Origin of the sequence: Burkholderia sp. AU17457 (assembly GCF_002223255.1) — a bacterium.
GTDB classification, from domain to species: Bacteria; Pseudomonadota; Gammaproteobacteria; order Burkholderiales; family Burkholderiaceae; genus Burkholderia; species Burkholderia sola.
This window is the reverse complement of record NZ_NKFB01000002.1, coordinates 150,027-166,442: the sequence shown is the minus strand read 5'-3', so window position 1 is coordinate 166,442 and position 16,416 is coordinate 150,027. Positions and strand designations below refer to the sequence as shown.

At 66.9% G+C, this 16,416-nt stretch carries 17 protein-coding genes; 10 read left to right on the top strand and 7 right to left on the bottom strand.

All coding sequences use genetic code 11. From position 1 onward, the window contains the following. Window positions 1-58: 58 nt before the first annotated feature. Together gabP and CFB49_RS02155 are read right to left on the bottom strand one after the other, a co-directional pair. Window positions 59-1,450 (bottom strand): GABA permease, encoded by a 1,392-nt coding sequence (gene gabP, locus CFB49_RS02165; protein ID WP_089490624.1) that lies wholly within the window; start codon window positions 1,448-1,450, stop codon window positions 59-61. Window positions 1,451-1,825: 375 nt separating this feature from the next. Next, window positions 1,826-2,170 (bottom strand): MmcQ/YjbR family DNA-binding protein, encoded by a 345-nt coding sequence (locus CFB49_RS02155; protein ID WP_089490623.1) that lies wholly within the window; start codon window positions 2,168-2,170, stop codon window positions 1,826-1,828. Here CFB49_RS02155 and CFB49_RS36195 point away from each other — a divergent pair. From CFB49_RS36195 to ettA, 3 genes are all read left to right on the top strand, one after another. Next, window positions 2,164-2,328 carry a hypothetical protein gene (locus CFB49_RS36195; RefSeq protein WP_179234848.1) on the top strand — a complete coding sequence of 55 codons (165 nt, stop codon included), beginning with the start codon at window positions 2,164-2,166 and terminating at the stop codon, window positions 2,326-2,328. The genes CFB49_RS02155 and CFB49_RS36195 overlap by 7 nt on opposite strands. 88 nt (window positions 2,329-2,416) lie before the next feature. Beyond that, entirely contained in the window at window positions 2,417-2,725 is a 309-nt protein-coding gene (locus CFB49_RS02150) for a DUF3761 domain-containing protein (protein ID WP_069619483.1), read from the top strand. 171 nt (window positions 2,726-2,896) lie between these two features. Further along, window positions 2,897-4,564: an energy-dependent translational throttle protein EttA gene (gene ettA / locus CFB49_RS02145; protein ID WP_006494122.1), complete on the top strand. Its 1,668-nt coding sequence runs from the start codon at window positions 2,897-2,899 to the stop codon at window positions 4,562-4,564. A gap of 130 nt (window positions 4,565-4,694) precedes the next feature. Here the strand turns inward: ettA and CFB49_RS02140 are convergent, their stop codons facing one another. From CFB49_RS02140 to CFB49_RS02125, 4 genes are all read right to left on the bottom strand, one after another. Further along, window positions 4,695-5,318, bottom strand: coding sequence for an HAD family hydrolase (locus CFB49_RS02140; protein WP_089490622.1), 624 nt, complete (start codon window positions 5,316-5,318; stop codon window positions 4,695-4,697). Then, complete coding sequence (locus tag CFB49_RS02135) at window positions 5,315-5,866, bottom strand: cysteine hydrolase family protein (protein ID WP_089490621.1); 552 nt, start codon at window positions 5,864-5,866, stop codon at window positions 5,315-5,317. Before CFB49_RS02135 ends, CFB49_RS02140 begins: the two co-directional genes overlap by 4 nt. Window positions 5,867-5,943: 77 nt before the next feature. Next, window positions 5,944-7,758 (bottom strand): aminopeptidase P family protein, encoded by a 1,815-nt coding sequence (locus CFB49_RS02130; protein WP_089490620.1) that lies wholly within the window; start codon window positions 7,756-7,758, stop codon window positions 5,944-5,946. A gap of 18 nt (window positions 7,759-7,776) precedes the next feature. Beyond that, entirely contained in the window at window positions 7,777-8,031 is a 255-nt protein-coding gene (locus CFB49_RS02125; protein ID WP_006477062.1) for a hypothetical protein, read from the bottom strand. A 171-nt stretch (window positions 8,032-8,202) separates the two neighbouring features. Here CFB49_RS02125 and CFB49_RS02120 point away from each other — a divergent pair, with 171 nt between their 5' ends. The 7 genes from CFB49_RS02120 to CFB49_RS02090 all read left to right on the top strand — a co-directional run bounded on the left by CFB49_RS02120 (window position 8,203) and on the right by CFB49_RS02090 (window position 14,313). Beyond that, on the top strand, window positions 8,203-8,967 hold the full coding sequence (locus tag CFB49_RS02120) for a response regulator transcription factor (RefSeq protein WP_069619479.1): 765 nt from the start codon (window positions 8,203-8,205) through the stop codon (window positions 8,965-8,967). A 26-nt stretch (window positions 8,968-8,993) separates the two neighbouring features. After that, entirely contained in the window at window positions 8,994-10,292 is a 1,299-nt protein-coding gene (gene hemA, locus CFB49_RS02115; protein WP_006477063.1) for a glutamyl-tRNA reductase, read from the top strand. Window positions 10,293-10,385: 93 nt separating this feature from the next. After that, window positions 10,386-11,468 carry a peptide chain release factor 1 gene (gene prfA / locus CFB49_RS02110; RefSeq protein WP_006477064.1) on the top strand — a complete coding sequence of 361 codons (1,083 nt, stop codon included), beginning with the start codon at window positions 10,386-10,388 and terminating at the stop codon, window positions 11,466-11,468. A gap of 7 nt (window positions 11,469-11,475) precedes the next feature. Beyond that, window positions 11,476-12,318, top strand: a complete 843-nt coding sequence (gene prmC / locus CFB49_RS02105; protein ID WP_089490619.1) for a peptide chain release factor N(5)-glutamine methyltransferase — start codon at window positions 11,476-11,478, stop codon at window positions 12,316-12,318. A gap of 67 nt (window positions 12,319-12,385) precedes the next feature. Then, window positions 12,386-12,697 carry a Grx4 family monothiol glutaredoxin gene (grxD, locus tag CFB49_RS02100; RefSeq protein WP_006477066.1) on the top strand — a complete coding sequence of 104 codons (312 nt, stop codon included), beginning with the start codon at window positions 12,386-12,388 and terminating at the stop codon, window positions 12,695-12,697. A 24-nt stretch (window positions 12,698-12,721) separates the two neighbouring features. Further along, the gene (locus CFB49_RS02095) at window positions 12,722-13,318 is read left to right on the top strand and encodes a UbiX family flavin prenyltransferase (RefSeq protein WP_089490618.1); all 597 of its coding nucleotides are present in this window, start codon (window positions 12,722-12,724) and stop codon (window positions 13,316-13,318) included. A gap of 203 nt (window positions 13,319-13,521) precedes the next feature. Beyond that, a complete protein-coding gene (locus CFB49_RS02090; protein ID WP_089490617.1) occupies window positions 13,522-14,313 on the top strand; it encodes a DODA-type extradiol aromatic ring-opening family dioxygenase in 792 nt (263 codons plus the stop codon). A 116-nt stretch (window positions 14,314-14,429) separates the two neighbouring features. Here the strand turns inward: CFB49_RS02090 and CFB49_RS02085 are convergent, their stop codons facing one another. Continuing rightward, the gene (locus CFB49_RS02085) at window positions 14,430-16,028 is read right to left on the bottom strand and encodes an APC family permease (RefSeq protein WP_089490616.1); all 1,599 of its coding nucleotides are present in this window, start codon (window positions 16,026-16,028) and stop codon (window positions 14,430-14,432) included. Window positions 16,029-16,416: the final 388 nt, after the last annotated feature.

Here is a 16,416-nt window from a genome sequence, read left to right as displayed (position 1 = left end):
GATCAGGCCATATTCACGCCCGGGACTTCGCACCCAGTCGTCACCTCATTCGATCAGATCACGTCGCCGACACCCGCCGCCCCGCATCCACCCGCGCATCGCGCCCACGCTTGTTCAGCCACGACGCGAGCAGCACGATCAACGCCAGCACGGCCGTCGCGCCAACCTCCATCCGGTGTTCCTCGCTGACGAACATCACGGTCAGCGTGCCGCAGATGAACAGGATCACCGCCCACGTGAGCCACGGGAACAGCCACATCCGCAGCGTCAGGTCCGCGCCGCCCGCTTCGAGCGTCTTGCGCATCCGCAGCTGCGAGATCGCGATCACGAGATACACGAGCAGCGCGATCGCGCCCGACGTCGCGAGCAGGAAGCCGAACACCTGCTCCGGCATCAGGTAGTTCGCGATCACGGTCAGGAAACCGAACGCGGTCGACGCGAGCACGGCCGCGCGCGGCGTGCCGGTCGAATCGGTGCGATGCAGGAAGGCGGGCGCGTCCTTGCGCCTGGACAGCGAGAACAGCATCCGCGACGCCGTGTACAGCGCCGAATTCAGGCAGCTCGCGACCGACACGAGCACGATCACGTCGATGATCGCCTTCGCGTTCGGGACGCCGATCAATTCCATCGCGCGCTGATACGAGCCGTGCTTCGGCAGCAGCGGGTCGTTCCACGGCACGATGGCCGCGACGACGAGAATCGAGCCGAGATAGAACAGCGTGATACGCCAGATGACCGAGTTCGTCGCACGCACGATCTGGCGTTGCGGGTTGTCCGATTCGGCGGCCGCGATCGTCACGATCTCGGTGCCGAGGAACGAGAACATCGTCGTGAGCATCGCCGCGAGCACCGCGCTCGCGCCGTGCGGCATGAAGCCGTCGTGCACGAACAGGTTCGACACGCCCGACACGGCCGGCGCGGGAATGATGCCGACGATCGCCGCGCCGCCGATGCACAGGAACACGACGATCGCGACGACCTTGATCAGCGCGAACCAGAATTCGAATTCGCCGTAGTTCTTGACGGAAAAGAGATTGGTGAGGGTGAGCAGCAGCGTGATGCCGAGCGCGAAGATCCACGTCGCGATGCCCGGAAACCACGCATTGAGGATGGTCGCGGCGGCGGTCGCCTCGATCGGGATCACCAGCACCCAGAACCACCAGTACAGCCAGCCGATCGTGAAGCCCGCCCAGTGGCCGATCGCTCGATCGGCATAGGTCGAGAACGACCCGCTGTCCGGATGCGCGACGGCCATTTCGCCGAGCATGCGCATCACCAGCACGACCAGCACGCCCGCGATCGCATACGCGAGTATCGATGCCGGCCCGGCTTCCGCGATCGCGTGGCCGGAGCCGACGAACAAGCCCGCGCCGATGACGCCGGCAATCGACATCATCGTGACGTGACGCTGCTTCAGGCCGGTGCCGAGGCCTGTGTTGCTTCCACTCATCTGTCTCTCTCCAAAAAACGGTTCCGGTACGACCGGTGTCGCGTGAAGGCGGCGCGGGAGTTGTCGTTCTTGAATCCGGCCGCGGCCGCGCGTGCGGCGCACGCGGGCATGAGGCCGGATGGGGCCGTTCCGGTCGGGTCGTCCGCGCAGTCTGCGAAGCTGCGGGTGCGATGCGGCGCACCGGGCGCCGGGCATCGCGTACGCCCGTTCCGTCGGCCGTCGTCAGCCGCCTTCGAAGCGAAGGAGTGTAAGCACCAAACGGTTCTTCACTAAGAACCAATTGGAGAATTTCGATGGAACCACTCGTTGCATCGACACGAACCGATGCAACGCTTGATCCGGTTTCGGCGGCGGCTCGCGTGCTGCGCGCGCCGTTCAGTTCATGTCGCCGGCGGCTTCCTTCCGCCACTTCGCCGGCACGATTGCGCGCCATTCCCGCAGGAGCAGGTTTTTCACGGCGTCGGGATGCGCGGCCGACAGGCGCACGAGCACGATCGGCCAGCCGACATAGTGATCGGTCACGTAATACACGTCGGGCGCCGACTCGATCAGCCAGGCGCGCTCGTCGGGGCCGACGCCCTTCACGACGAGCGTGTCGCCGTCCTCGCGCAGCCGCGCGAGCAGCTTGCCCTTCACCTTGAGCGCGGGCGTGCCGTACGACGTGCCTTCCTCGACGCCGCGCCACGTCAGTGCGATCTGCCGGACTTCGTCGAATGTCACGATGCCTCCCCGACCGCGAGTCGATGGTCGACGGTCCGGTCACCGTACCGGAAACCGCGCGACGCGCCCACTCTCCGCCGCATCACGCGGAACGGCCGAAGGTTGCCGCGTTCCGCCGCTGGATTCTCGATGCCGCGCAGGCCGACGGCGCGGCGTAGCGTCGCGCCGGCACCGGCGCCGATCCGCTAACATGCGGCGCGGGCGATCGGCCCGACGTCGATAACAACGAACGGAACGAGAGAGACCATGCGCACCCTGCTCCGCCGCGCGACCCATGTCGCGACCCTGTCCGCCGCGCTCTTCGTCGCGGGCGCCGCGCTGCCGCTTCCCGCGCACGCCTATCGCGCGCCGCCCGGCTACGGCAACGAAGCCGATCTCGACCGTCACGACACGTATCGCAACCGCGACGGCGAAACCGTGCATGCGCCCGCGCATTCGAAATCGGGCCGCGTGCCGGACGGCGCGAGCGCGCGTTGCCGCGACGGCACGTACAGCTTCAGCCGCCACCGGCGCGGCACGTGCTCGGGGCACGGCGGCGTCGCCGCGTGGCTGTGAGCGCGGGTCGGCCGAATGGCCTGTGCCGCGCCAGCGGCAGCCGGCGGCGAAGTACAATACGCGCTCGCACCGCCGCGCCCCGCGCGGCACGCTCCGTACCGAATCACCCGACGCCGCCACGCCCGCGCGCGCTGCGCGGCAGTCTCAACCACTTCTGACTTTCACACCGAAATGGCCCAATACGTTTTCACGATGAACCGGGTCGGCAAGATCGTGCCGCCCAAGCGCCAGATCCTGAAGGACATCTCGCTGTCGTTCTTTCCCGGCGCGAAGATCGGCGTGCTCGGCCTGAACGGCTCGGGCAAGTCGACGCTGATCCGCATCATGGCGGGCGTCGACAAGGACATCGAGGGCGAAGCCACGCCGATGCCGAACCTGAACATCGGCTACCTGCCGCAGGAACCGCAGCTCGACCCGACGAAGACCGTGCGCGAAGCCGTCGAGGAAGGCCTCGGCGACCTGTTCCAGGCCAACAAGAAGCTGGAAGAAATCTACGCGGCCTACGCCGAACCGGACGCCGACTTCGACGCGCTCGCGGCCGAGCAGGCGAAGTACGAGGCGATCCTCGCGTCGAGCGACGGCGGCAGCCCCGAGCAGCAGCTCGAAGTGGCCGCCGACGCACTGCGCCTGCCGCCGTGGGACGCGAAGATCGAGCACCTGTCGGGCGGCGAAAAGCGCCGCGTCGCGCTGTGCAAGCTGCTGCTCGAAAAGCCCGACATGCTGCTGCTCGACGAACCGACCAACCACCTCGACGCCGAATCGGTCGACTGGCTCGAGCAGTTCCTCGTGCGCTTCCCGGGCACCGTCGTCGCGGTCACGCACGATCGCTACTTCCTCGACAACGCGGCCGAGTGGATTCTCGAACTCGACCGCGGCCACGGCATTCCGTGGAAGGGCAACTACAGCAGCTGGCTCGACCAGAAGGAAGAGCGCCTGAAGCAGGAAGAAGCGTCGGAATCGGCGCGCCAGAAGGCGATCAAGAAGGAACTGGAGTGGGTGCGCCAGAATCCGAAGGGCCGTCAGGCGAAGTCGAAGGCGCGTATCGCGCGCTTCGAGGAGCTGAGCAGCCAGGAATACCAGAAGCGCAACGAAACGCAGGAAATCTTCATTCCGGCCGGCGAACGCCTCGGCAACGAAGTGATCGAGTTCAAGAACGTCAGCAAGTCGTTCGGCGACCGCCTGCTGATCGACAACCTGAGCTTCAAGATCCCGGCCGGCGCGATCGTCGGCATCATCGGCCCGAACGGCGCCGGCAAGTCGACGCTGTTCAAGATGCTGACGGGCAAGGAACAGCCGGATTCGGGCGAAGTGGTGATGGGCCCGACGGTGAAGCTCGCGTACGTCGACCAGAGCCGCGACGCGCTCGACGGTTCGAAGACGGTGTTCGAGGAAATCTCCGGCGGCGCCGACGTGCTGACGGTCGGCAAGTACGAAACGCCGTCGCGCGCGTACATCGGCCGCTTCAACTTCAAGGGCGGCGACCAGCAGAAGATCGTCGGCAACCTGTCCGGCGGCGAACGCGGCCGCCTGCACCTCGCGAAGACGCTGATCTCGGGCGGCAACGTGCTGCTGCTGGACGAGCCGTCGAACGACCTCGACGTCGAAACGCTGCGTGCGCTGGAAGACGCGCTGCTCGAATTCGCGGGCTCGGTGATGGTGATCTCGCACGATCGTTGGTTCCTCGACCGGATCGCGACGCACATCCTCGCGTTCGAAGGCGATTCGCAGGTCACATTCTTCGACGGCAACTACCAGGAGTACGAAGCCGACAAGCGTGCGCGCCTCGGCGAGGAAGCCGCGAAGCCGAAGCGCCTGCGCTACAAGCCGATCAGCCGCTGAGCGGCGCGGCCCGGGCGCCCGGCGCTGCGATCACGCGGGGCCGGCGCCGAAGCTGGCCGCTTCAGGAGCGGCACAACGAAGAAGCGAGCCCTTGGCTCGCTTTTTTTATCCCGCGTCGCTTCCCCGCCGCTTACACCAGCGCGCCTAATTCGCGCAGTCGGGTCTCGGTCGCCGCCGCGCTCGTGTGATGAATGCCGTGCCAGCCGAGCGCCGTCGCAGCCGCCGCGTTGTGCGCGTTGTCGTCGATGAACACGAGCTCGTGCGGCGCGATGCCGGGCACGTGCGGATCGATCCGCGCATGCATCTCGCGATAGATCGCCGGATCGGGTTTCACGAGCTTCACGCGGCCGGACACGACGATGTCCTTGAACCGGCGCAGCACAGGGAAGTTGTCCCATGCATACGGAAACGTCTGCGCGGACCAGTTCGTCAGCCCGAACAGCGGCATCCCCTGCGCGTCCAGCCGGTCGACGAGGGCCGCGCCCTCTTCGAGCACGCCGCCGATCATCTCGTGCCAGCGCGCGTAGAACGCGCGGATCAGCGCCTCGTGCTCCGGAAACTTCGCGACGAGTTCGGCCGTGCCCTCCTCGATCGTCTGCCCGCCGTCCTGGCGGACCACCCACTCCATCGCGCACACGTGTGTGAGGAACCAGCGACGCTCGGCGGCATCGGGAATCAGCTGACGGTAAAGGTACTCGGGGCTCCAGTCGATCAGCACGCCGCCGAAATCGAACACCACTGCCTTGATCGTCATGCGAACTCCGTGGCGAGCACGTCCGCGAGCGGACGCGGCGTCACCGCGTTGCCCGACAGCGAATTGTTGTGCCAGATGAACTGATGGTGCGCGACGATCTGCGCCGCCGACAGGTGGGCGCGCTCGTTCGTCGTGTGCAGGTCGGACACGACGGTCGTCCGGTAGCCGAGCAGCGCGGCACGGCGCGCGGCCGAATCGACGCAGAACTCGGTCGCATAGCCGCAGATCAGTACCGAACGGATGCCGTGGCGATCGAGCTGCGCGGCGAGCGGCGTGTCGTGGAACGCGTCGCTCGCCTGCTTGCGCAGGCGCCAGTCGTCGCGGCCGACGACCAGCCCCGCATGCAGTTCCCACCCCGGCGTGCCGGGCACGATGTCGTCGTCCGCGTCGCCGTCGTGCTGCACGAAGCACACCGGCGCGTTCGCCGCGCGCGCCGCCGCCGTCAACCGGTTGATGCCCGACACCACATCGTCGAGCCGGTACGCGGGCTGCGCCCGCTCCACCAGCCCGCGCTGCATGTCGACCACGATCACCGCAGTGTCCGCCATGGCTTGCCCTCGCTGTCATTGTCCGGACGTCGTCCGATCGTTGCCGGATCGCCATCCGGCCGTTCTCGCGCGCTGCGTCAGATCGGCTGCGTGCGCGCATCCAGCCACGCCTTCGCGTCGCCGCTCAGATGCCGGCCGACGCGCTCGCGCACCATCGCGTGATACGTGTTCAGCCACGCGCGCTCTTCGTCGTGCAGCATCTCGATCAGCACGCAGCGCGTGTCGATCGGGCACAGCGTCAGCGTCTCGAACGCGAGGAAATCGCCGAACTCCGTCTTCCCGGCCGCACGGTTCACGACCAGGTTCTCGATCCGGATGCCCCACTGGCCCGGACGGTACACGCCCGGCTCGATCGACGTGATCATCCCCTCTTCCATCGCCGTGTACGGCTCGGCCGGCGCGTAGTGCGAGATGACCTGCGGACCTTCATGCACGTTCAGGAAGTAACCCACGCCATGCCCGGTGCCGTGGCCGTAGTCGAGCCCGGCCGCCCACATCGGCGCACGGGCGATCGCGTCGAGCATCGGCGAGCGGATGCCGCGCGGGAAGCGGGCGCGCGACAGCGCCATCATCGATTTCAGCACGATCGTGAAATCGCGCCGCTGCAGGTCGCTGACGGCGCCGACCGGCACGACGCGCGTGATGTCGGTCGTACCCGTCATGTACTGGCCGCCCGAATCGATCAGCAGCAGGCCGTCGCCGGCGATCGTCGCGTGCGACTCGCGCGTCGCGTGGTAGTGCGGCATCGCGCCGTTCGCGTTGAAGCCGGCGATCGTCGCGAAGCTCGCCGACACGTAGCCGGGGCGGCGGGCGCGCGCGGCCGTGAGCTTCTCCTCGACCGTCAGCTCGGTGATCGTCTCGCGATTGACGGCCTGTTCGAACCACGCGAAGAATTCCGCGAGCGCGGCGCCGTCGTGCTCCATCGTCACCCGCACGTGCTCGATCTCGGCGGACGTCTTGCGCGACTTCGCGAACGTCGACGGATTCACGGCCTCGACGAGCTTCACGCCGGCCGGCACGGCCTCGAGCGTGCCGAACGTCACGCGGCGCGGATCGATCAGCAGCGTCGCGCCGTCGGGCAGCGCCGCGAGCGACGCACGCGCGGCATCGTAGGCGCGGACGTCGACGCCATCCTGCGCGAGCGACGCGGCCAGCGCCGACGGCACCTTGCCGTCGGCGACGAACAGCGTCGCGCGATCGGCGCCGATCAATGCGTGCGCAACGAACACCGGATTGAAGTTGACGTCGGCGCCGCGCAGGTTGAACAGCCACGCGAGATCGTCGAGCGTCGACACGAAGTGCCATTGCGCGCCCTGCGCGTGCATCGCGCGGCGCACGTCGGCGAGCTTGGCCGCGCGCGTCGTGTCGGCCTGCGGCGCCACGTGCTCGAACACCGCGTCGCCGGGCAGCCCCGGCCGCTCCGGCCAGATCGCGTCGAGCAGGTCGACGTCGGTGCGCAGCGCGATGCCGCGCGCGCTCAGCGCGGCCGTCAGCCCGCGCGCGGCCGCGACGCCGAGCACGGCGCCATCGACGCCCACCGTCGCGCCGGCCGCCACGTTCTGCGCGAGCCAGTCGACGTGCGGTGCGCTCTGCTGCCCGCCCGTCATCTTCATTAACTGCACGCCCGTGCCCGCCAGCTCGGCGTCGGCCTGCACCCAGTAGCGGCTGTCGACCCACAACCCGGCAAACTCCGCGGTCACGACCAGCGTGCCGACCGAGCCCGTGAAGCCCGACAGCCAGCGGCGCGCCTGCCAGCGTTCCGGCAGGTATTCGGACAGATGGGGATCGGCGGACGGCACGAGATAGGCGGCCAGGTTCTCGCGGGCCATGGCGCCGCGCAGCAGCGCGAGACGGGCCGGCACCGGCGAGACTTCGGGGAGACGGGCATTCATGATTTCACCTGAGAGCATTCAGCGACGGGCCGACAGCGCGACCGTCACGGCTACGGCGAGGAACGCGACGCCGGTGCAGACCGGCCATTCGAGCGTCTCGCCATCGTAAAACAGTCCCGAGAGATTGCCGACCATGCGGGCGGCGGCCGCGCCCACGATGCCGACGAGCACCGCGATCCACCACGCCGGCCGACCCGTGCGCCGCATCGGATGCAGCCAGCGGCCGAACAGCCCGACGGCCGCTCCCAGGACAAGGATTCCAAACCAGTTCATTCAACGCCTTCTATAAATTCAGATTCGTCCCATAGGCGTGAACGTTGCCAGCGGCTAGCATCGATTCATCCATCGAACCCGAGACCAGCCGGGCGCCGCGAACATTCGAGTGTAGGGGCCGACTCGACGTTATGGCAAGCGCACACCGGCTGCCGTATTGAAGAAATCGTCATGCGAATCGCTCTGATCGATCCGGAGCCGCGTCATAGCGCACTCCTGAACCGCCTGCTCTTCGCAGGCGGTCACGTGTGCCACGCGTTTCCGTCCAGCACCGCATTCTTCGAGTGGCTCGCCGCCGACAACACCTGCGACATGCTGATCACCGGCCACTGGGCCGGGGACCAGCCGGCGCAGGAAGTCATTCCGCGCGCGCAGGCGATCCTGCCCGGGTTGCCGGCCATTGCCATGATGCAGTCGGCGCGCGAGAGCGAAGTCGTCTCGTGCCTGCACGCGGGCGCCGACGATTGCCTCGTGCGCCCCGTGAGCGGGCCCGAGTTTCTCGCGCGCGTCAATGCATTGAGCCGGCGCGCGGGCGTACGGCGGACACCCGCCCGCTCGCGCGAAACGTATGGCGAATACGCATTCGACGCCACGCATTGCCTCGTGCGTTTCGGCAACGCAATCGTTTCACTCACGCCGAAGGAGTTCCGTTTCGCGCAGTTGCTGCTCACGAACGTGTCGCGGCCCGTGTCGCGCGCCCACATCCTCGAAACGGTATGGGGCCGCCGCCGCGACATGAAGTCGCGCACGCTCGACACGCACGCGTCCCGGCTGCGCAGCAAATTGCAGCTGCTTCCGGAGCGCGGCTACCGGCTGCTGCCGCTCTACGGCTTCGGCTATCAGCTCGATCGCGTACCGATCGAGCCCCCAAATTCGCGGCCCCGCCACGCGGATGCCCGGTATGCAACGAGTGAGGAAATCACCGAAACGCTATAATATGGGGCTAAACGATAGCCCTCGATATGCAACTCCTCACGATCGGAATCAACCACCACACTGCGCCTGTCGCCCTGCGCGAACGCGTGGCGTTTCCGCTCGAGCAAATCAAACCGGCTCTCGTCACGTTCAAGAACGTGTTTCTCGGCCCGCAGGCGCCCAATACGCCCGAGGCGGCGATCCTCTCCACCTGCAACCGCACCGAACTGTATTGCGCGACCGACGATCGCGCGGCCCGTGAAGGCGCGGTCCGCTGGCTGTCGGAATATCACCGGATTCCGGTCGACGAACTCGCCCCGCACGTCTATGCCCTGCCGCAGTCGGAAGCGGTCCGGCACGCGTTTCGCGTCGCATCCGGCCTCGATTCGATGGTGCTCGGCGAGACCCAGATTCTGGGCCAGATGAAGGATGCCGTTCGCACCGCGACGGAAGCGGGTGCGCTCGGCACCTACCTGAACCAGCTGTTCCAGCGCACGTTCGCGGTGGCGAAGGAAGTGCGCGGCACGACCGAAATCGGCACGCAGTCGGTATCGATGGCCGCCGCCGCGGTTCGCCTCGCGCAGCGGATCTTCGAAAAGGTGTCGGATCAGCGCGTGCTGTTCATCGGCGCCGGCGAAATGATCGAGCTGTGCGCGACGCACTTCGCCGCGCAAGGCCCGCGCGAACTCGTCGTCGCGAACCGCACGGCCGAACGCGGTCAGCGGCTCGCCGAACGCTTCAACGGCCGCGCGATGCCGCTGGCCGACCTGCCCACGCGCATGCACGAATTCGACATCATCGTGTCGTGCACCGCGTCGACGTTGCCGATCATCGGCCTCGGCGCGGTCGAGCGCGCGGTGAAGGCGCGCCGCCACCGGCCGATCTTCATGGTCGACCTTGCGGTGCCGCGCGACATCGAGCCCGAAGTCGGCAAGCTGAAGGACGTGTTCCTTTACACCGTCGACGATCTCGGCGCGATCGTGCGCGAGGGCAATGCATCGCGCCAGGCCGCGGTCGCCCAGGCCGAAGCGATCATCGAGACGCGCGTGCAGAATTTCATGCAATGGCTCGACACGCGCAGCGTCGTGCCGGTGATCCGTCACATGCATACGCAGGCGGACGCGCTGCGCCGGGCCGAAGTCGAGAAGGCGCAGAAGCTGCTCGCGCGCGGCGACGACCCGGCTGCGGTGCTCGAAGCGCTGTCGCAGGCGCTGACCAACAAGCTGATCCACGGCCCGACGAGCGCGCTCAATCGCGTCAACGGCGCCGATCGCGATTCGCTGATCGACCTGATGCGCGGCTTCTACCAGCACGCGCCGCGCTCGAACGACCAATCCGGCCACTAGCGCCGCCCGGTCGCCCTGCGGCCGGCCTGTCGTTGTCCTGCCGCCGGCCTATCCTTTCCGAATACCCCTTGCCCGGGAGCGCCGCTCCACACCATGAAGACGAGCATGCAACGCAAGCTCGACCAGCTGTCCACACGGCTGGCCGAACTGAACGACCTGCTGAGCCGCGAAAACGTCACGGCCGACCTCGACCAGTACCGCAAGCTGACGCGCGAACATGCGGAACTCGGCCCGGTCGTCGAGCAATACGCGTTATGGCGCCAGTCGCGCAGCGACGAGACGGCCGCGCAGGAACTGCTCGCCGATCCGTCGATGCGCGATTTCGCGGAAGACGAAATCCGCAGCGCGCGCGAGGGCATGGCGCGCCTCGAGACCGAGCTGCAGAAGATGCTGCTGCCGAAGGATCCGAACGACGACCGCAACATCTTCCTCGAAATCCGTGCGGGCACGGGCGGCGACGAATCGGCGCTGTTCGCGGGCGACCTGCTGCGCATGTACCTGCGCTTCGCGGAACGCCAGCGCTGGCAGGTCGAAATGATGTCGGAGAGCGCGTCGGATCTCGGCGGCTACAAGGAAGTGATCGTGCGGATCGCGGGCCAGGGCGCGTATTCGCGCCTGAAGTTCGAATCGGGCGGCCATCGCGTGCAGCGCGTGCCGGCCACCGAGACGCAGGGACGCATCCATACGTCCGCGTGCACGGTCGCCGTGATGCCGGAAGCCGACGAAATCGGCGAGGTCGAGATCAATCCGGCCGACCTGCGCATCGACACGTTCCGTGCGTCCGGCGCGGGCGGCCAGCACATCAACAAGACCGATTCGGCGGTGCGCGTCACGCACATCCCGACCGGGATCGTCGTCGAGTGCCAGGACGACCGCTCGCAGCACAAGAACAAGGATCGCGCACTGAAGGTGCTCGCCGCGCGCATCAAGGACAAGCAGTATCACGAGCAGCACGCGAAGGAAGCGGCGACGCGCAAGAGCCTGATCGGTTCCGGCGACCGCTCGGAGCGAATCCGCACGTACAACTTCCCGCAGGGCCGGATGACCGACCACCGGATCAACCTGACGCTGTACCGGCTCGAGGCGATCATGGACGGCGATCTCGACGAACTGATCGGCGCGCTCGTCACCGAGCATCAGGCCGAGCTGCTCGCGTCGCTCGGCGAAGCCGACTGAGGCCGCGATGTCCGACACCACCGCCGACGCGCTGCTGCGCGCATCGCCGCTTGATCCGGTCGATGCACGCGTGCTGCTCGCCCATGCGCTCGGCTGGACCCGCACGCAGCTGATCACGCGCGGCGACACGCCGCTCGACGCGGCCGCGGTCGAGCGCTACCGCGCGCTCGAAGCGCGCCGCGTCGCCGGCGAGCCCGTCGCGCAACTGGTCGGGATGCGCGAGTTCTTCGGCCGCCCGTTCGACGTGACGCCCGACGTGCTGATCCCGCGCCCCGAAACCGAGCTGCTCGTCGAAGCCGCGCTCGATGCGATCGGCGGGCTGCCGCACGCCGCCGTACTCGACCTCGGCACCGGCAGCGGCGCGATCGCCGTGTCGATCGCGGCCGAGCGTCCCGATGCGCGCGTCTGGGCGCTCGACCGTTCGCCGGCCGCGCTCGCGGTCGCGCAACGCAACGCCGACAAACTGCTCGACGCGCGGCGCCCCGGCGGCCCGCTGCGGTGGCTGCAGAGCGACTGGTACGCGGCGCTCGATCCCGCGCTCGCGTTCGATACGATCGTCAGCAACCCGCCGTACATCGCGCAGCACGACCCGCACCTCGCGCAAGGCGACCTGCGTTTCGAGCCGCGCGGCGCGCTCACCGACGATGCCGACGGCCTCAACGCGATCCGCACGATCGTCGCGGGCGCGGGCGCGTATCTGAAACCGGGCGGCACGCTCTGGATCGAGCACGGCTACGACCAGGCCGCGGCCGTCCGCGCGATCCTGGCGTCGCACGGCTTCGTCGCGGTCGAGTCGCTCGCCGATCTCGCCGCGATCGAACGCACGACCGGCGGCCGCCTGCCGGGCTGATGCCCGGCCCGCCCGGTTGAAATCCGCTATCATTTCGATCTAACGCCCCGCAAACGCAAGGTCAGTCATGGACACCCAACAACGTATCAAGCAAATCGTCGACGAAAACCAGGTCGTGCTCTTCATGAAGGGCAACGCGCAATTCCCGATGTGCGGCTTCTCGGGCCGCGCCGTGCAGGTGCTGAAGGCCTGCGGCGTCGACCAGTTCAAGACGGTCAACGTGCTCGAGGACGACGAAATCCGCCAGGGCATCAAGGCATTCTCGAACTGGCCGACCATCCCGCAGCTGTACGTGAAGGGCGAATTCATCGGCGGCTCGGACATCATGATGGAGATGTACCAGTCGGGCGAACTGCAGCAACTGTTCGCCGCCGCTTAACACGCGGCACCCGTCCTCGTTTCGATGGCATCTCCCAGCGCGCCGCCACGCCGGCTGATCGTCGCGATCACCGGCGCCACCGGCGCGATCTACGGCGTGCGGCTGCTCGACCTGCTGCGCGCCGCCAGCGGCGTCGAAACGCACCTGCTGGTTTCGAACGCCGGCTGGCTCAACATCCAGCATGAATTGAAGCTGCCGAAGGCCGATGTCGAACGCCGTGCCGACGTCGTGCATTCGGTGCGCGACGTCGGCGCGACGATCGCGTCGGGCTCGTTCGCGACCGACGGCATGGTGATTGCGCCCTGCTCGATGAAGACGCTCGCGAGCGTCGCGCACGGGCTGTCCGACAACCTGATCACGCGCGCGGCCGACGTCACGCTGAAGGAACGCCGCCGTCTCGTGCTGATGGTGCGCGAAACGCCGTTCAACCTCGCGCATCTGCGCAACATGACCGCCGTCACCGAAATGGGCGGCATCGTCTTCCCGCCGCTGCCCGCGTTCTATGCAATGCCGAAGACGATCGAGGAACTCGTCGACCAGACCGTCGCGCGCGTGCTCGACCTGTTCGCGCTCAGCGCGCCGCTCACGACACCGTGGGCCGGCATCCGTCACGCGCAGTAAGCCGCCCCCCTTCTGCGCGGATCTCCGCCGATCCGCACGTCAATTCCGTCGATTTCCCGCCTTTTGATGCGAACCAGCACTCGAACGCGTGCCGTCGTCACCATTATCAACAAAGAAGCGTCAATCAAATTCCAAGGCGCGGATTTATCAATGTACGGTGCGCGCCTATAGTCACAGGCAACCCCCTTTTGCAGGTCACCACCATGAACCGCTTGCCTTCGCTGTACCTGTCCCACGGCGCCCCGACACTGCCGATCGACCCGGCGCTGCCGTCCGGCGCGTTCACGCATCTCGGCGCCGAGTTGCCGCGCCCGCGCGCGGTGCTGATGCTGTCCGCGCACTGGGGCACGCAACAGCCGGTCGCGAGCGTCGCCGCGCATCCGGACACGATCCACGACTTCTACGGTTTCCCGCAGGCGCTGTACGACATCCGCTATCCGGCGCCGGGCGCCCCCGACGTCGCCGAACGCGCGGCCGCGCTGCTGAACGCGGCCGGCATCGCGACCGCGACGACCGAACACGGCCTCGATCACGGCGCGTGGGTGCCGATGCTGCTGATGTTTCCGGAGGCCGACGTGCCGGTCGCGCAACTGTCGATCCAGCCGCGCGCGAACGCTGTGCATCACTTCGCGCTCGGCCGCGCGCTGCGGCCGCTGCGCGACGAGGGCGTGATGGTGATCGGCTCAGGCCAGATCACGCACAACCTGCGCACCGCCGATTTCGGCGCGGCGCCCGAGGATGCGGACCCGCGCGTCGCGGAATTCACCGACTGGTTCGAGGCGAAACTCGCCGCGCGCGACGTCGATGCGTTGCTCGACTATCGCCGGCAGGCGCCGCACGCGGCGCTGATGCATCCGACCGACGAGCACCTGCTGCCGGTCTTCACCGCGCTCGGCGCGGCGGACGACGACTACCGGCTCGGCATCCAGTCGCTCGGCACCTACCAGCGCGTGCTCGCGATGACGAACTACGTGTTCGCGAGCGCCGACGCCTGAACCCGAACGGCGACGCAACCGCAGAGGCAGCCAGCAAAAAGCCCGCCCGAGCATCGCTCGGGCGGGCTTTTTTTCGCTGCACCCTGCCGCCGCCGAATCCGGCGACAGGTCACGCGTCAGACACCGACCCCTTCGAGGATCTCGTCGTGCGACTCGCGCTCGTCGAGATACTGGGTCCGGTAGCCGGTATTCACGCCCCAGAAGTAGAACACCAGCGAAATCACCGCGACGATCAGCATGTCCCAGCCATACGGCAGGTAGCCATGACCGCCGAACTCCTTGCTGCCGATCAGCGACAGCACGGCCATCGTCGGCAGGTACGCGACCAGCCACCACGCGGCTTTCAGGTCGGCGCCCCAGCCGGTCCAGCCCGACTTCGCCTGGAAGTAGAAATACACCGGCAGCGCGACGATCATCAGCAGGATGATTTCGCCCGTCAGCGGCCACTTCGCCCAGTAAAGGATCAGCGACGCGCACACGAACGCGAACGGCGCGATCAGCTTCATCAGCGGAATCGACAGCGGACGCTCGATGTCGGTCGCCGAACGGCGCAGCGCCATCAGGCTGATCGGGCCGGTCAGGTACGAGATCACCGTCGCGACCGAAATCACCGCCGCGAGCGAACTCCAGCCGCGGAAGAAGAACAGGAAGATGAACGACACGAGCAGGTTGAACCACATCGCCTGGCGCGGCACGCCGTAGATCGGGTGCACGTTGCCGAACATCTTCGGCATCGTGTTGTTGCGCTCCATCGCGTAGATCATGCGGGTGGTCGTCGCCATGTAGGTCGTGCCGGTGCCGCTGGGGCTGATGAACGCGTCGACATACAGCAGGATCGCGAGCCAGTTCAGGTTCAGCGCGATCGCGAGTTCCGCGAACGGCGACGAGAAGTTGAAGTGCTCCCAGCCCTTCGCGACATCGGCCGGGTTCACCGAACCGATGTACGCCATTTGCAGCAGCACGTAGATCACGAGTGCGAGCAGGATCGACGTGATCACCGCGAACGGCACGCTGCGCGACGGATTGCGCGCCTCGCCGGCCAGGTTCACCGGGCTCTGGAAGCCGTTGAACGCGAATACGATGCCGCTCGTCGCGACCGCGGTCAGCACGGCCGACCAGCCGTACGGCGCAAAGCTGGCATTGGACGCAGTGCCGAGGTTCTCCGCATGGAAGCTCGACAGCATCAGGCCGAGGATCGTGAGGCCGGGGATCAGGAACTTGAAGATCGTGATCGCGGTGTTCGCCCGCGCGAAGGCCTTGACGCCCCAGTAGTTCAGCATGAAGTAGACGACGACCAGCACGGCCGACAGCAGCAGCCCGAGCGTCTGTAATTCGCCGTTCACGAACAGGGCGTGCGCCCACGGATACGGCCACGTGCTCATGTACTGGATCGACGCTTCGGCCTCGATCGGGATCACGGATACGATCGCGATCCAGTTGGCCCATGCGCTGATGAAGCCCACCAGCGAACCGTGCGAGTAGCGCGCGTAACGCACCATGCCGCCCGATTCGGGGAACATCGCCCCCAGTTCCGCATACGTCAGCGCAATCGCGAGAATCACGACGGCGCCGATGATCCATGCGCAGATCGCCGCCGGACCGGCGATCTTCGCGGCCTTCCAGGCACCGAACAGCCAGCCCGAGCCGATAATCGAACCCAGCCCCGTCAGCATCAATGCAAACGGGCCGATGTTCCGTTGAATAGAACTCTTCACATCCTCTCCTGTGTCTCAAAAAGCATGGTCGGCCTACGGTCCGGGATCGGCTCGGAGCGCACCGCGCACGCATTCTTGGGGGGGAGGGTCACCCGATCGGGGCAACCCGTCCACGCGGCGCGTAGTTTAACGGTTGCACCTCGAACATGGCGCCAAAATCGATCGACCCCTACAAAAAATTCGCATCGCTTGCAAGCTTTGTAAACCGGATATCCGCAATAACCCTGAGAGCATGGGAATACGGTTGACCGTCAGACGGATTAGCCGTATAAAGAACTTCGCAGGATTTCAAGTGGCGAGTGAATTGGTTCTTTCGTAGTTCGCCCATCAACGGTACTCCGGTTGGTCCTATTACCCCTTCCTTGATTTTCCGCACCCCATGGGCTTC

Bases quoted from the DNA above. Each gene is read 5' to 3' on its own strand.
- gabP (WP_089490624.1), bottom strand. From the start codon at position 1,450: ATGAGTGGAAGCAACACAGGCCTCGGCACCGGCCTGAAGCAGCGTCAC.
- CFB49_RS36195 (WP_179234848.1), top strand. From the start codon at position 2,164: ATGTCACGATGCCTCCCCGACCGCGAGTCGATGGTCGACGGTCCGGTC.
- CFB49_RS02150 (WP_069619483.1), top strand. From the start codon at position 2,417: ATGCGCACCCTGCTCCGCCGCGCGACCCATGTCGCGACCCTGTCCGCC.
- ettA (WP_006494122.1), top strand. From the start codon at position 2,897: ATGGCCCAATACGTTTTCACGATGAACCGGGTCGGCAAGATCGTGCCG.
- CFB49_RS02140 (WP_089490622.1), bottom strand. From the start codon at position 5,318: ATGACGATCAAGGCAGTGGTGTTCGATTTCGGCGGCGTGCTGATCGAC.
- CFB49_RS02135 (WP_089490621.1), bottom strand. From the start codon at position 5,866: ATGGCGGACACTGCGGTGATCGTGGTCGACATGCAGCGCGGGCTGGTG.
- CFB49_RS02130 (WP_089490620.1), bottom strand. From the start codon at position 7,758: ATGAATGCCCGTCTCCCCGAAGTCTCGCCGGTGCCGGCCCGTCTCGCG.
- CFB49_RS02125 (WP_006477062.1), bottom strand. From the start codon at position 8,031: ATGAACTGGTTTGGAATCCTTGTCCTGGGAGCGGCCGTCGGGCTGTTC.
- CFB49_RS02120 (WP_069619479.1), top strand. From the start codon at position 8,203: ATGCGAATCGCTCTGATCGATCCGGAGCCGCGTCATAGCGCACTCCTG.
- hemA (WP_006477063.1), top strand. From the start codon at position 8,994: ATGCAACTCCTCACGATCGGAATCAACCACCACACTGCGCCTGTCGCC.
- prfA (WP_006477064.1), top strand. From the start codon at position 10,386: ATGAAGACGAGCATGCAACGCAAGCTCGACCAGCTGTCCACACGGCTG.
- prmC (WP_089490619.1), top strand. From the start codon at position 11,476: ATGTCCGACACCACCGCCGACGCGCTGCTGCGCGCATCGCCGCTTGAT.
- grxD (WP_006477066.1), top strand. From the start codon at position 12,386: ATGGACACCCAACAACGTATCAAGCAAATCGTCGACGAAAACCAGGTC.
- CFB49_RS02095 (WP_089490618.1), top strand. From the start codon at position 12,722: ATGGCATCTCCCAGCGCGCCGCCACGCCGGCTGATCGTCGCGATCACC.
- CFB49_RS02090 (WP_089490617.1), top strand. From the start codon at position 13,522: ATGAACCGCTTGCCTTCGCTGTACCTGTCCCACGGCGCCCCGACACTG.